Source organism: Streptomyces sp. NPDC005374, assembly GCF_042872225.1.
In the GTDB taxonomy this organism is placed as follows: Bacteria; Actinomycetota; Actinomycetes; order Streptomycetales; family Streptomycetaceae; genus Streptomyces.
In genome coordinates this window covers 191,305-204,942 of record NZ_JBIAKA010000014.1, presented here as the reverse complement: position 1 = coordinate 204,942, position 13,638 = coordinate 191,305, and the positions used below count along the sequence as shown (strand labels likewise).

Here is a 13,638-nt window from a genome sequence, read left to right as displayed (position 1 = left end):
AAACAACCCTTTACGGCCCGTGGTTCACTCCGGATTCGCCCGAACCGGGCAGGGCGACGACCCGCCCCCGTGCAGCCCCGCGCCGGCCCGTGCCCGCTGGCTGCGAGCGGATCGCGCTCCGAGGTCCCCGTGACGCGGCTCACCTGAGCGGTCGGGTCCGGCGGGGCGCACGTAAAGTCGGCCCATGACCTCTACCGACAGTGCACAGAAGGCCCCCGCCAAGGACCCGTGGGACCTCCCCGACGTGTCCGGACTCGTCGTCGGCGTGCTCGGCGGGACCGGCCCGCAGGGCAAGGGCCTGGCCTACCGGCTCGCCCGCGCGGGCCAGAAGGTGATCATCGGCTCGCGGGCCGCCGACCGCGCCCAGGCCGCCGCCGACGAACTCGGCCACGGTGTCGAGGGCGCCGACAACGCCGAGACCGCGCGCCGCAGTGACATCGTGATCGTCGCCGTTCCCTGGGACGGCCACGGCAAGACCCTTGAGTCCCTGCGCGAGGAACTCACGGGCAAGCTGGTCGTCGACTGCGTCAACCCGCTCGGCTTCGACAAGAAGGGCGCCTACGCGCTGAAGCCGGAGGAGGGCAGCGCCGCCGAGCAGGCCGCCGCCCTGCTGCCGGACTCGCGGGTGGCCGCCGCCTTCCACCACCTGTCGGCCGTGCTGCTCCAGGACCCGGAGATCGAGGAGATCGACACCGACGTGATGGTGCTGGGGGAGGAGCGGGCGGACGTGGAGATCGTGCAGGCGCTCGCCGGCCGTATCCCCGGCATGCGCGGCGTGTTCGCGGGCCGGCTGCGCAACGCCCACCAGGTCGAGTCGCTGGTCGCCAACCTGATCTCGGTGAACCGCCGCTACAAGGCGCACGCGGGGCTGCGGGTCACGGACGTGTGAGCCGATGGGGGACACTGGTCGTCGTAGCGCAACAGTGTCCCCCTGACAGGAGCCCGTGGAAATGCCCCGCCTCGCCCTCTACGCCCTCGCCGTCTGCCTCCTCGCCGTCGCCGCGGCGGTCGTGTCCTTCGTGCAGGGCAGCTGGCTGGGGGTCGTGTGGGTGCTGCTGGCGGGGCTGTCGTCCAACATGTGCTGGTACTACGCGAAGCGCGAGAAGATCCGCCGGTCGGTCACTGGCTGACCTGGCAGAACTGGTTCGTGTCCTCCCAGAACCGGTACAGGTTCTGACCGCAGTACGTGTCGAGGTCGTTGATCCCGAGGCTCTTGAGGATCGCGTCGATGATGTCGAAGAAGGTGCTGTTGACCGACGGCACCCACAGCAGCGCGAACACGAACAGCAGGCCGAACGGCGCGAAGGGCTCCACCTGGCGCTTGACGCCGTACGACAGCCAGGGCTCGATGACGCCGTAGCCGTCCAGGCCCGGAACCGGCAGGAAGTTCAGCAGCGCGGCCGTGACCTGGAGCAGCGCGAGGAACGCGAGGGCGAACCGGAAGTCGCGGGGGACCCCGTCGAGGGCGTCCAACCAGAACGGCGCCGTGCACACGACGGCGAACAGGACGTTGGTCAGCGGGCCCGCCGCCGAGATCAGACTGTGCCGCCAGCGGCCCTGAATCCGGTTGCGCTCGATGAACACCGCACCGCCGGGCAGACCGATGCCGCCCATGATCACGAAGACGACGGGGAGCACGATGCTGAGCAGGGCGTGGGTGTACTTCAACGGGTTCAGGGTCAGGTAGCCCTTGGAGCCGACCGTGATGTCGCCGCTGTGCAGGGCGGTACGCGCGTGTGCGTACTCGTGCAGGCACAGTGAGACGATCCACGCGGCCGTCACGAACAGGAAGACGGCCACACCCGGCTTCTCGGCGAAGCCGCTCCACGTGGCCCAGCCCGTCACCGCCGTCACGGCGACGATCCCGATGAAGACGGGGCTGATCCGCCGTTCGCTGTGGCGGGTTGTGGCGGTGGTCATGGGGCTCCCTGGACTGAACATGCACGCGGTGGGACTGCCCGACGGTACCGGGCACAGGTGAAAACGTCTCGCGGTGGGGCGGGGGTTCCATGGAAGAGTGGACGATCCACCGGACCACAGCCGCCCGACGTCCCCGACCTCCCGACGGCCCCGACCGCCGGCAGCGCGCTGTCCGCTGCCGACACCCCACTCCCGGAACCCCGTGACCGGCCCCGGCCTCACCAGAGACAATGGATCCCGTGCGCTATCGCATCCTCGGCACCACGCAGGCACTCCGCTCCGACGGTACGTCCGTCCCGGTCGGCGGGGCACGGCTGCGTGCGCTGCTGACCGTTCTCGCGCTGCGGCCCGGCCGTACCGTCCCGGTGAGCGTTCTGGTGGGCGAGGTGTGGGACGGCGACCCGCCCGCCGACGCGACGGGCGCGGTGCAGGCGCTGGTGGGGCGGCTCAGGCGGGCGCTCGGGGCGGAGTCGGTGGCCTCGGCGGAGGGCGGGTACCGGCTGACCGCGACGCCGGACGACATCGATCTGCACCGCTTCGAGCGGCTCGCCGGTGACGGCACGCGGGCGCTGGCCGACGGTGACGCGGCGAAGGCGGCCGTGGTCCTGGACGACGCCCTCGCCCTGTGGCGCGGCCCGGCGCTCGCCGACCTGCCCGACCGTACGGCCGAGGCGGCCCGCGCCGAGGCCCGCCGGCTGGACGCCCTCCGCGCCCGCCACACCGCCGCGCTCGCCCTCGGCCAGGCCGACCACTCCCTGCCCGAACTCACCGCCCTGTGCGACACCCACCCCCTCGACGAGCCCCTCCAGTCCCTGCGTCTGCGCGCCCTGCGCGACACGGGCCGCACCGCGGAGGCGCTGGCGGCGTACGAGTCCGTACGGCAGCTCCTCGCGGACCGGCTCGGCGCCGACCCGGGGCCGGAACTGCGGTCGCTGCACGGGGAGTTGCTGCGCGCCCCGGCCGCCGCCACCGACGCCGCGACGACCTCCGTGTCCGCCGCACCGCCCGCCTCCTCGTCGAGCCGAAGCGCCCTCACCCCCGCCGAGCCCCCCGGCAACCTCCGTGCCCGTCTCACCTCCTTCGTCGGCCGGGAAGCCGACATCGAGGCGATCCGGGGTGACCTCGCGGCCGCGCGGCTCGTCACCCTGCTCGGGCCGGGCGGGGCCGGGAAGACCCGGTTGTCGCAGGAGGCCGCCGAGACCCTGGGGCACGCGACGCGGGACGGGGTGTGGCTGGCCGAGCTCGCGCCGGTCGACGACCCGGACGCGGTGCCGGAGGCCGTGCTCACCGCGGTCGGCGCCCGCGAGACCGTGCTGTACGGCGCCGGTGCCGAGGCGATGCGGGCGGCCGGCAGCGAGCGGCACGACGATCCCGTGGAGAGGCTCGCCGAGCACTGCGGCAGGCGCCGCATGCTGTTGATCCTCGACAACTGCGAGCACGTCGTCGACGCGGCCGCCCGTCTCGCCGAGACCCTCCTGGAGCGCTGCCCGGGCCTGACGGTACTGGCCACCAGTCGTGAACCCCTCGGTGTGCCGGGGGAGTTGCTGCGTCCCGTGGAGCCGCTGCCGGAGCCGGTCGCGCTACGGCTGCTCGCCGACCGGGGTGCCGCGGCCAGGGCGGGGTTCCGCGTCGACGACGACGCCGAGGCGTGCGCCGAGATCTGCCGCCGTCTCGACGGTCTGCCGCTGGGCATCGAGCTCGCCGCAGCCCGGCTGCGGATGTTGACGCCCCGTCAGATCGCCGACCGGCTCGACGACCGCTTCCGGCTGCTCACCTCCGGCAGCCGTACCGTGCTGCCCCGGCAGCAGACGCTGCGGGCCGTGGTCGACTGGTCGTGGGACCTGCTCGACGAGGAGGAGCGGGACGTGCTGCGGCGCCTGTCCGTCTTCGCCGGCGGCTGCGACCTCGCCGCCGCCGAGGCCGTGTGCGGCCCCGCCGCCCTGGAGTCGCTGGGCTCGCTCGTCGACAAGTCCCTTGTCGTGGCGGCCCCTTCGGGCGACGGCGAGATGCGCTACCGGCTCCTGGAGACCGTCGCCGAGTACGCGGGGGAGCGCCTCGACGAGTCGGCGGGCTCGCGCACCGACGCGGAGCGCGCGCATCTGACGCACTACCGCGAACTCGCCCGCACCACCGACCCGTTGCTGCGGGGCTCCCGTCAACTCGCCGCCATCCAGTGCCTGGAGCGCGAGTACGAGAACCTGCGCACCGCTCTGCGCCGGGCCGTCGCCGACCGCGACGAGCAGGAAGGGCTGTGTCTGATCCTGTCGTTGGCCTGGTACTGGCAGATGCGCGATCTGCGTATCGAGGCCCGCAACTGGTCCCGCGAGGTCCAGGCCCTCGGCCCCGACCCCTTCACCGAGCCGGTCCGCCCCGCAGCACCGGTGTGGGAGCGCTGCACGGACACCCCGCCGCCGTGGTCCGGCGAGATCCTGGAGGAGGCCCGGCGCGGCATCCACCTCGTCCATCTCGCCTGCATGGACACCGAGTTGGACGCCTGGCAGAACCAGCACGCGCAGTCGAAGCTGCGCTCCATCGCCGCCACCTACGAGCCGGGCATGGCGCAGACCTGCCGGATGCCGGGTTCCCTCTGGTTCTTCGCCATCATGCTCACCGGAAACATGGAACAGCTGCGGGACGTCATCAATGCGACCGTCGATACCTGCCGGGCCACCCCGGGCTACGAGTGGGAGCTCGCCGCCGCCCTCCAGTGGCGGGCCAACCTGCTCGCCAACCGCTCCGACTGGGCCGGTGACGCCATCCAGGACGCCGAGGAGGCGCTGGAGATCTACGAGCGGCTCGGCGAGATGTGGGGCACCGCCGAAGCGCTCTCCGCGCGCGCCGAGGCCCATGAGCGCAAGGGCGAGTGGCGCGCGGCCGCCACCGACTACGAGAGGGCGATCGAGCGGGCCGAACAGCTCGGTGCCCGCGCCCAGAGGTCCGTGCTCAACGCCCGCCTGGGCAGCACACTGCTGGAGGCAGGAGAGGCCGAGCGCGGCGAACTCCTGCTGCGCGAGGTGATCGCCGACCAGGAGGGCGCCCGCAACGAGGCGATGCCCGCCGCCCGGATGTTCCTCGCCGGTTGGCTCGGCCTGACCGGCCGCATCTCCGAGGCGCGCGAGCAACTCCGGTTGCTGCGTGAGCAGTTCGGTATCGCCCACTTCGTCATCTTCGACGCCTTCATCCTCGGTTCGGAGGCCTGGCTGGAGGCCGTGGACGGCTGCTACGAGGAGTGTCTGGCACTCACCCGCCGGGCGCTGGAGAAGTCCGAGGACCAGCTGGCCCTGAACATCGCCCCGCACATGCGCACCATGTACCTGCACACGGCCGGGCTCGCCCTCGCCGGGGCCGACGGCGGTGCCCGCGCCCGCGACGGCGCCCGCTGCCTCGGTGCCGCGGACGTGCTGCTGCCGCCCAGTCACGTCCCGACGACCATCGAGCGCTCCGTGCGGGGCACGGCCGAGCGGGAGTTGCGCGCGGTACTGGGCGACGCGGCCTACGAGTCGGCGTACGCGGAGGGCGGCGGCCTCTCCCCGAGGGAGGCCGCCGCCCTGGTGTGACGCGCACCGGACCCGAAGGTCAGTTCTTCGTACGGAACTTGTGGATCGCGTACGGTGCCGCGACCGCGGTGATGGCGGCCGACCAGCCGAGGGTCACCCACAGATCGTGCGCGACCGGGCCGCCCACCATCAGCCCGCGGGCCGCGTCCGCGAGGGTGGACAGCGGGTTGTAGTCGGTGAAGTGCTGGAGCCAGCCCGGCATGGACTTCGTCGGCGCGAAGATCGACGAGCCGAACTGCAGCGGGAACAGCACCAGGAAGCCCATCGCCTGCACGGACTGCGCGTTCTTCAGGACCACGCCCAGGGTGAGGAACACCCACATGATCGACGAGGCGAACACGGCGGACAGACCGACCGCCGCGAACAGGCCGGCCCAGTGGTGGATGTCGAAGCCGACCAGGACGGCGACGATCATCAGCACGGTGGTCGCGAACAGCATCCGCAGCAGTTCCACGGAGATCTTCGCGAACAGCACCGAGCCGCGGCCGATCGGCAGGGACCGGAAGCGGTCCATGACACCGGAGTTGAAGTCCTGGCTGAAGCCGGTGCCGACGCCCTGGGACAGCGTCATGCTCATCATCGCGATCATGCCGGGGATGACGTACTGGACGTATCCGTCCTGTCCGCCGCCCGTGGCCTGTCCGATCGAGCCGCCGAAGACGTACACGAACAGCAGGGTGAAGACGACCGGCATCAGGATCGCGTCGAACATCGACTCCGGGTCCTGCCTGATCCACAGCAGGTTGCGGCGGACGAGAGCACCGGTGTGACGCAGATGACCGCTCAGCGGGATCCGGGCGTCGGTGTCGATGGTGACCGGGGTGGCGGTTGCGGCGCTCATACGGCGACCTCCTCGCGGGTGTCGGTGGGGACGGTGTCCTGCGGGGCACTGGCGCGGTGGCCGGTGAGGGACAGGAACACCTCGTCCAGGCTGGGCAGTTCGGTGCTGATGGAGGAGAGGGTGATGCCGCGCGCGGTGACGGCGCCGACCACGGCGGTCAGCTGCTCGTCGCTGAGGATCGGGACGACAAGAGTGCCGCTCGCGGTGTCCACGGTGGAGGTCGCGAGCCCGGTGATGCCGAGCTCGTCGATCCAGCCGGCGAGCGGTTGCAGCTGCAGCGGATCCAGCGGCCGTACCCGCAGCGAGCGGCCTCCGACCTTCGCCTTGAGTTCCTCGATGGCGCCGTCGGCGATGACCTTGCCGTGGTCCACGACGGTCAGTTCGGAGGCGAGCTGCTCGGCCTCCTCCATGTACTGGGTGGTCAGCAGGACGGTGACGCCGTCCGCGACCATCCGCTTGACCTCGTCCCACACCTCGTTGCGGGTGCGCGGGTCGAGGCCGGTGGTGGGCTCGTCCAGGAAGAGCACCTGGGGCCGGCCGATCATCGAGGCGGCGAGGTCGAGCCGTCGCCGCATACCGCCGGAGTAGGTGCTCGCGGGCCGCTTCGCGGCGTCCGTCAGCGAGAACCGCTCCAGCAGCTCGTCGGCCCGGGTGCGGGCCTCCTTGCGGGGCAGGTCGAGCAGCCGCCCGATCATGTACAGGTTCTCCCAGCCGGGCAGCTTCTCGTCCACCGAGGCGTACTGCCCGGTGAGTCCGATCACCCGCCGCAGCTGCCGGGGCTGCCGTACGACGTCGTAGCCGGCGACGGTCGCCGCCCCGGAGTCGGGGGCGAGGAGAGTGGAGAGAATGCGTACGAGGGTGGTCTTCCCGGCACCGTTCGGCCCGAGCACACCCCGCACGGTGCCCTCGCGCACGTCCAGGTCGACGCCGTCCAGCGCCTTGGTCTCGCCGTAGTGCTTGACCAGCCCCCGTACGGATACGGCGGCGTTTCCGCCCTTGGGGTTCTTGTCGATTCGCGTCATACCGAGGACGGTGCCAGCCCCGGCCGACAAACCACCGACAGGTCGCCTACAGGTGCCTACAGACCGCCGACAGGCCGACAGCGGAAAGGGGCGCCCGGGTTGCCGGGCGCCCCTTCGTCGTACGACCGCTCAGTGGTGCACGGCCTGCGCGTGCTCCGGCAGATGGGCCGCGACCACGCGTTCCCGGCCGGTGGACACGGCCCCGCGGCGGCGGTCCACAGCCGTGGCGACGCCCGCGACCGCGAGGCCGAGGACGGCCAGGGCCGCGCCGGTGACCGCGGGGGACGTGACGCCGAGGCCCGCGGCCAGGGCGAGGCCGCCGATCCAGGCGCCGCCGGCGTTGGCCAGGTTGAAGGCGGCCTGGTTGGCGGAGGAGGCCAGCGAGGGGGCCGCCGACGCCTTCTCCATGACCATGAGCTGGAGCGGGGAGCCGGTGACGAAGGCCGCCGTGCCCAGGAGGATCACCGCCAGCGCGGCGCTCCACTGCGCGGACATCAGTACCGGGAACAGGGCGAGGACCACGACCAGGGAGGTCAGACCGCCGAACAGGGTGCCCCGCAGCGAGTGGTCGGCCAGCCGTCCGCCGAGCAGGTTGCCCGCCGTCGCGCCCACGCCGAACAGGGCGAGGAGCAGCGTCACGCGGGAGTCGGCGTATCCGGCGGAGTCCGTGAGCATCGGCGTGATGTAGCTGTACGCGGAGAACAGCGCGCCGAAGCCGGCGACCGTCGTGCCGAGCGCCAGCCAGACCGGCACGGACTTCAGGGCGGCCATCTCGCCGCGCAGGCCCACCCGGGGCGCGTGGGCGTGGTCGTGCGGGATCAGCAGGGCCAGCGACGCTATCGCCGCCAGGCCGATCGCGCTGACGCCGAGGAAGGTCGCCCGCCAGCCCAGGTGCTGCCCCATGAGGGTGGCGACGGGCACGCCCGCGATGTTGGCGAGGGTCAGGCCGAGGAACATCAGGGACACCGAGCGGGCCTTGCGTTCCGGCGCCACCATGCCGGTGGCGACGACCGCGCCGACACCGAAGAAGGCGCCGTGCGGCAGTCCGCTGACGAACCGCGCGGCCAGCAGCCATCCTTCGCCGGGGGCGAAGGCGGAGGCCGCGTTGCCGGCCACGAACAGTCCCATCAGACCGATGAGGACCGTACGGCGGGACATGCGGGCGGTGACCGCGGCGAGCAGCGGGGCGCCGATCACCACGCCCAGCGCGTACGCGGAGACCAGGTGGCCTGCGGTGGGGATCGAGATGTCCAGGTCGTCGGCGACGTCGGGCAGCAGGCCCATCATCACGAATTCGGTGGTGCCGAGACCAAAAGCGCCGACGGCCAGTGCGAGCAGGGCCAAGGGCATAGAAGAGCCGAGCCTTTCAGGGGAGAGCGGAGTTCCGTACAGTTTATGTTCAAGTACGGAACAAAGCCTCCCCGGCCCACTATTCCAACGGGGTCCCGGCAGGTTATGAGGACGTGGCGATGTTCACACGCGCGGCCACCGGCAGATGGTCGCTCCCCGTCCGCGGCAGCGTCCACGAGCTCACCGGCTCCACGCCCTGCACCATGATCTGGTCGATCCGCGCCATCGGGAACGACGCCGGCCAGCTGAACCCGAAGCCGCTGCCCGCCGCGCCCTGGGTGGAGCGCATCTGCGAGGTGACGGCGTTGAGCGCGCGGTCGTTCATCGTGCCGTTGAGATCGCCCAGCAGGATCTTCCGGGGAAGCTTCTCGTCCGCGATGGCCTCACCGAGCGCGTTGGCGCTCTTGTCGCGCTGGCGGGCGGTGAACCCGGCCGCCAACTTCACCCGTACGGACGGCATATGGGCGACGTACACCGCGATCCGTCCGTCCGGCGCGGTCACCGTGGCACGCATCGCCCGGGTCCATCCCAGCTTGATGTCGACGGCCTTCACACCGGTCACCGGGTACTTGCTCCACAGCCCGACGGTGCCCTCGACCGCGCGGTACTTGTACGTCGCCGCCAGCGCCTTCTCGTACACCGGTACGGCCGTCGCGGTCAGCTCCTCCAGGGCCACCACGTCCGCGCCGGAGGCGGCGACGTCCCGGGCGGTACCGGCCGGGTCGGGGTTGTCGGCGTTGACGTTGTGCGTGGCCACCGTGAGATCGCCGCCGGTGGCGGACTTGTCGGAGAGCAGCCCGCCGAAGAGGTTCAGCCACACGACCGCCGGAAGCAGCACCGCGATCAGCGCGGTGGCGGACTTCCTGACGAGGCCGAGCACCAGCAGCACCGGGACGAACACGCCCAGCCAGGGCAGGAAGGTCTCGGTGAGGCTGCCGAGGTTGCCGACCGCGTTCGGGATCTGCGCGTGCAGCAGCATCACCAGCGCCACGATCACCGCGAGTCCGGCCAGGACCAGCCCACGGCGCCAGATCCGCCGGTCACCTCGCCAGCCGGAGACCGTACGGCCGAGCAGGCGCCGGAACCGGTCTCTTTGGCGCTCGGGTCCCGAGCCGCCGTCCGCCGTCTCCGTCACGTATGCCTGCTGCGCCATACCGTCGCCTCACTACCTGCCGTGCATTCCGTTCACCCCGTTGCCGTGGGGTGTCGGGCACCCCGTACGACCCTAGGGGATGATCGGCTTTCATCTCGTCGTCCCATGACGACCGAACGGGGGCGATGACGTACAAGTCGGCTTCCCGGGTTCCGGGTTCCCGAAGGGAAAGCGCCCTCTGTGACGAAACGCGCACACTCGGGCCGCCGGGGCCGGGAGGCGACACCGGGAGCAGGAACCGGCCCTGGGGCTAGGAACTGACGGGGCGTAGCCCTTCCAGCACGGTGTCGACGATCTGCTCCGAGAGGCCCTCCGGCAGGTCGGCGTCGGGCTGCATGATCGTGCGGAACAGCATGGGGCCGACGAACATGTCGTTCATCAGCTCGACGTCCACGTCCGTGCGCAGCTCGCCGTTCTCCTGACCGCGCCGCAGGATCTCGATCTGGAGCCGGCGCCGGGGCGCGACGACGATCGCGTGGTACGCGGACCAGACCTTCGGGCTGCTCTTCATCTGGGCGTGGACGTTGTGCAGGAGGGCGGAGGAGCGCCTCAACAGCCCGCGCCGGCGCAGCTGTTCGAGAAGGGCCACGAGGTCGTCGCGCATGGACGTGCCGGGGAGTTCGACGTCCGGCGGTTCGGCCGCGCGCACGACGTCGACGAAGAGCTCCTCCTTGCCGCTCCACCGGCGGTAGATGGCGGCCTTGCCGACGCCGGCGGTACGGGCGATCCGCTCGATGGACAGCTCCGACAGCGGCATGCCGTCCTCCAGGAGCGTCACCACTCCCTCGAGGATGGCCCGCTCCACGGCCTCACTCCGGGGCCGGCCTCTGACCGACCCGGGCGCCCCGACCGGCCCGGCCGGCACGTCGGAACTCGGCGGAACACCGGCGAGGCTGCTCACGTCACTCCCGTCCTCTCACTTCTCTGGGCTGAGGTGATTCTCCCCCGCGAATGATCCCGCCGACGCCCCGCGCGCCCGCGCCCCCCGCCCCCGGGTCCGCCTCACTCCGTGACGGTCACCAACTCCTGCTCGTCCGAACCCTTCTGAGGCTCCGCCGGCCGGCCGGGCAGGAACAGCGCCACGACCAGGGCGCCGACCAGAGCCACGCCCGCTCCGCACAGCGCGGTGACGTGCATCGCGTGCAGGAAGGCGTCGTTGGCCGAACCGACCAGGGCGTCGCCCCGCGGGCCGAGCTTCTCGGCGACGCCGAGGGTGGCCTCGATGGACTCGCCCGCGGTGTGCCGTACGCCTGCCGGAACCACCCCGAGCTTGTCCTCGATGCCGTTGCGGTAGGCCGTGGAGAGCACCGAGCCGAGCACGGCGATGCCGAGCGCGCCGCCGACCTGGCGGAAGGTGTTGCTGAGCGCGGACGCGGAACCGGCCTTCTCGCGCGGCAGGGCCTGCATGATGACGACGCTGGTCGGCGTCATGATGTGCGCCATGCCGGTGCCCATCAGGAAGAAGATCACCTCGAGGAGCCAGATCGGCGTGTCCGCCTCCAGCGTGGCGAACGCCATCAGCATCGCGGCGATCAGCAGCATGCCGCCCGTGGTCGTGGCCCGGTTCCCGAAGCGGTCGACGACCAGCCGGGCCCGCGGTGCGAAGACCAGCTGTGCCACGGCCAGCGGCAGCATCAGCAGTCCGGTCTGCAGCGGCGAGTAGCCCCGCACGCTCTGGGTGTAGAAGACCGAGAAGAAGGTCACGCCCATCAGCGCGAAGAAGACGAGGCCGATGGCGCTGATCGCGGCGGAGAAGACCTTGTTCTTGAAGTACGTGACGTCGATCGACGGGTGGTCGCTGCGCTTCTCGAACACCACGAAGGCGACGAGTACGGCGAGACCGGCACCGATGGTGGCCAGGACGGTCGCGTCCGTGAAGTCGGCGAGCTGGCCGCCCTTGATGATGCCGTAGACGAGCAGGACCAGGCCGATGACCGACAGCACGACGCCGACGGGGTCGATACGGCCGGGGTTGGGGTCGCGGGAGTCGGGCACCAGCCACAGCATCAGGCCGAGGGCGAGCACCACGATCGGCACGTTGATGAGGAAGACGGAGCCCCACCAGAAGTGGTCGAGGAGCACACCGCCGGTGATCGGTCCGATGGCGATGGCGAGTCCGACACCGCCCGCCCAGATGCCGATGGCCTTGGGCTGCTCGTCGCGCTCGAAGACGTTCATGAGGACGGCGAGGGTGGCGGGCATCACGAAGGCGGCACCGAGACCCATCAGCGCGCGGAAGGTGATCAGCTCGCCCGGGGAACCCGAGGAGGCCGCGAGGGCGGAGCCGACGCCGAACACGACCAGCCCGCCGAGCAGGACCTTCTTGCGGCCGAGCCGGTCGCCGAGCAGTCCCGCGGTGAACAGGAGACCGGCGAAGACCAGGGTGTAGGCGTTGATCGCCCACTCCAGCTCGCTCTGGGTGGCGCCGAGGCCCGTCGGCGCGGGGGTCGAGATCGTCTTGATGGCGACGTTCAGGATCGAGTTGTCGAGCACCACGATCAACAGGCTCAGCATCAGCACGCCGAGGATCGCCCAGCGGCGCCGGTGCACCGCTTCCGGTATGCGGGAATCAGGGACTGCGGTAGTCATAGGGGCGAGCGTAGCCCCATTACGATACGGCACCGTCTCGTATCGTAAATCCTTTGCCGAGACCTTACGTGCCTGAACGGTCACACCGACCACCCCTGGCCCTCCCTGGCACGAGGTGCCACCATGGAGGTGATCCGGGGACGCCGTGAGGGTGCCTCGAGATGACGTAAGGAGCCGTTGCAATGACGCAGCTTTCGGCTGTCCACAGCAAGCCCTCCGACGGCAGCAAGGCGCTGTACGGGGGGAAGGGCACTCGCCGTATCACCGTCCGGGACATCGCCCTCGCCAAGGAACACGGCGAGAAGTGGCCCATGCTCACCGCCTACGACGCGATGACCGCGTCCGTCTTCGACGAGGCCGGCATCCCGGTCATGCTCGTCGGCGACTCGGCGGGCAACTGCCATCTCGGCTACGAGACCACCGTGCCCGTCACGATGGACCAGATGACCATGCTGTCGGCGGCCGTCGTACGGGGCACCTCGCGCGCCCTGATCGTCGGCGACCTGCCCTTCGGCTCCTACCAGGAGGGCCCGGTGCAGGCGCTGCGCTCGGCGACCCGGCTGGTCAAGGAGGCGGGCGTCGGCGCCGTGAAGCTGGAGGGCGGCGAGCGCTCGCACGAACAGATCCGGCTGCTGGTCGAGTCCGGCATCCCGGTCATGGCCCACATCGGCCTGACCCCCCAGTCCGTCAACTCCATGGGCTACCGCGTCCAGGGCCGCGGCGAGGAGGCGGCCCAGCAGTTGCTGCGCGACGCCAAGGCCGTCCAGGACGCGGGCGCGTTCGCCGTGGTCCTGGAGCTTGTCCCGGCGGAACTCGCCGCCGAGGTCACCCGGGTCCTGCACATCCCGACGGTCGGGATCGGCGCCGGTCCGGAGACCGACGCGCAGGTCCTCGTCTGGACCGACATGCTCGGCCTCACCGAGGGCCGGGTCCCGAAGTTCGTCAAGCAGTACGCCAACCTGCGCGAGGTCATGACCGGCGCGGTGAAGGCCTTCGCGGAGGACGTCGTCGGCGGGACGTTCCCGCTGGAGGAGCACTCCGTCCACTAGGGCCGACAGGCCCTTGGGCCGACGGCCCGTCAGAGCCACAGTGGCACCACGCGCCCCGCCGATCTTCCCCCGTCGGCGGGGCGCCCTCCATTTAGGACGGGAACCGGCCTATTGGGCGCCTAGCGTCGTCCTCGACAACCATGCATGGGAAGAGGCC

General features: G+C 71.2%; 11 protein-coding genes. 4 read left to right on the top strand and 7 right to left on the bottom strand.

Annotation, left to right across the window (positions count from 1 at the left end):
* Positions 1 to 184: 184 nt before the first annotated feature.
* Both npdG and ACFYRX_RS32420 read left to right on the top strand, forming a co-directional pair.
* Entirely contained in the window at positions 185 to 889 is a 705-nt protein-coding gene (gene npdG, locus ACFYRX_RS32425) for an NADPH-dependent F420 reductase (protein ID WP_389107398.1), read from the top strand.
* 61 nt (positions 890 to 950) lie between these two features.
* Positions 951 to 1,130, top strand: a complete 180-nt coding sequence (locus ACFYRX_RS32420) for a hypothetical protein (protein ID WP_389107395.1) — start codon at positions 951 to 953, stop codon at positions 1,128 to 1,130.
* Here the strand turns inward: ACFYRX_RS32420 and ACFYRX_RS32415 are convergent.
* Positions 1,120 to 1,920 (bottom strand): site-2 protease family protein, encoded by an 801-nt coding sequence (locus tag ACFYRX_RS32415; protein ID WP_389107392.1) that lies wholly within the window; start codon positions 1,918 to 1,920, stop codon positions 1,120 to 1,122. The genes ACFYRX_RS32420 and ACFYRX_RS32415 overlap by 11 nt on opposite strands.
* Positions 1,921 to 2,150: 230 nt before the next feature.
* Between ACFYRX_RS32415 and ACFYRX_RS32410 the strand changes: the two genes are divergently transcribed.
* A complete protein-coding gene (locus tag ACFYRX_RS32410) occupies positions 2,151 to 5,477 on the top strand; it encodes a BTAD domain-containing putative transcriptional regulator (RefSeq protein ID WP_389107390.1) in 3,327 nt (1,108 codons plus the stop codon).
* Positions 5,478 to 5,496: 19 nt separating this feature from the next.
* On the opposite strand, the gene ACFYRX_RS32405 is transcribed toward ACFYRX_RS32410, so the two are convergent.
* From ACFYRX_RS32405 to ACFYRX_RS32380, 6 genes are all read right to left on the bottom strand, one after another.
* Positions 5,497 to 6,318: an ABC transporter permease gene (locus tag ACFYRX_RS32405; RefSeq protein ID WP_389107388.1), complete on the bottom strand. Its 822-nt coding sequence runs from the start codon at positions 6,316 to 6,318 to the stop codon at positions 5,497 to 5,499.
* A complete protein-coding gene (locus ACFYRX_RS32400) occupies positions 6,315 to 7,340 on the bottom strand; it encodes an ATP-binding cassette domain-containing protein (RefSeq protein ID WP_389107384.1) in 1,026 nt (341 codons plus the stop codon). Before ACFYRX_RS32400 ends, ACFYRX_RS32405 begins: the two co-directional genes overlap by 4 nt.
* A gap of 129 nt (positions 7,341 to 7,469) precedes the next feature.
* Positions 7,470 to 8,690: an MFS transporter gene (locus tag ACFYRX_RS32395; RefSeq protein WP_389107382.1), complete on the bottom strand. Its 1,221-nt coding sequence runs from the start codon at positions 8,688 to 8,690 to the stop codon at positions 7,470 to 7,472.
* Between the two features lie 103 nt (positions 8,691 to 8,793).
* Positions 8,794 to 9,843 carry an endonuclease/exonuclease/phosphatase family protein gene (locus ACFYRX_RS32390; protein ID WP_389107379.1) on the bottom strand — a complete coding sequence of 350 codons (1,050 nt, stop codon included), beginning with the start codon at positions 9,841 to 9,843 and terminating at the stop codon, positions 8,794 to 8,796.
* A gap of 250 nt (positions 9,844 to 10,093) precedes the next feature.
* Positions 10,094 to 10,648, bottom strand: a complete 555-nt coding sequence (locus ACFYRX_RS32385; protein WP_389107377.1) for a TetR/AcrR family transcriptional regulator — start codon at positions 10,646 to 10,648, stop codon at positions 10,094 to 10,096.
* Positions 10,649 to 10,845: 197 nt separating this feature from the next.
* Positions 10,846 to 12,432, bottom strand: coding sequence for an MFS transporter (locus tag ACFYRX_RS32380; RefSeq protein ID WP_389107375.1), 1,587 nt, complete (start codon positions 12,430 to 12,432; stop codon positions 10,846 to 10,848).
* A 182-nt stretch (positions 12,433 to 12,614) separates the two neighbouring features.
* Between ACFYRX_RS32380 and panB the strand changes: the two genes are divergently transcribed.
* The gene (gene panB / locus ACFYRX_RS32375) at positions 12,615 to 13,481 is read left to right on the top strand and encodes a 3-methyl-2-oxobutanoate hydroxymethyltransferase (RefSeq protein WP_389107373.1); all 867 of its coding nucleotides are present in this window, start codon (positions 12,615 to 12,617) and stop codon (positions 13,479 to 13,481) included.
* Positions 13,482 to 13,638: the final 157 nt, after the last annotated feature.

Bases quoted from the DNA above. Each gene is read 5' to 3' on its own strand.
- ACFYRX_RS32395 (WP_389107382.1), bottom strand. From the start codon at position 8,690: ATGCCCTTGGCCCTGCTCGCACTGGCCGTCGGCGCTTTTGGTCTCGGC.
- ACFYRX_RS32405 (WP_389107388.1), bottom strand. From the start codon at position 6,318: ATGAGCGCCGCAACCGCCACCCCGGTCACCATCGACACCGACGCCCGG.
- panB (WP_389107373.1), top strand. From the start codon at position 12,615: ATGACGCAGCTTTCGGCTGTCCACAGCAAGCCCTCCGACGGCAGCAAG.
- ACFYRX_RS32400 (WP_389107384.1), bottom strand. From the start codon at position 7,340: ATGACGCGAATCGACAAGAACCCCAAGGGCGGAAACGCCGCCGTATCC.
- npdG (WP_389107398.1), top strand. From the start codon at position 185: ATGACCTCTACCGACAGTGCACAGAAGGCCCCCGCCAAGGACCCGTGG.
- ACFYRX_RS32415 (WP_389107392.1), bottom strand. From the start codon at position 1,920: ATGACCACCGCCACAACCCGCCACAGCGAACGGCGGATCAGCCCCGTC.
- ACFYRX_RS32390 (WP_389107379.1), bottom strand. From the start codon at position 9,843: ATGGCGCAGCAGGCATACGTGACGGAGACGGCGGACGGCGGCTCGGGA.
- ACFYRX_RS32420 (WP_389107395.1), top strand. From the start codon at position 951: ATGCCCCGCCTCGCCCTCTACGCCCTCGCCGTCTGCCTCCTCGCCGTC.
- ACFYRX_RS32410 (WP_389107390.1), top strand. From the start codon at position 2,151: ATGGATCCCGTGCGCTATCGCATCCTCGGCACCACGCAGGCACTCCGC.
- ACFYRX_RS32380 (WP_389107375.1), bottom strand. From the start codon at position 12,432: ATGACTACCGCAGTCCCTGATTCCCGCATACCGGAAGCGGTGCACCGG.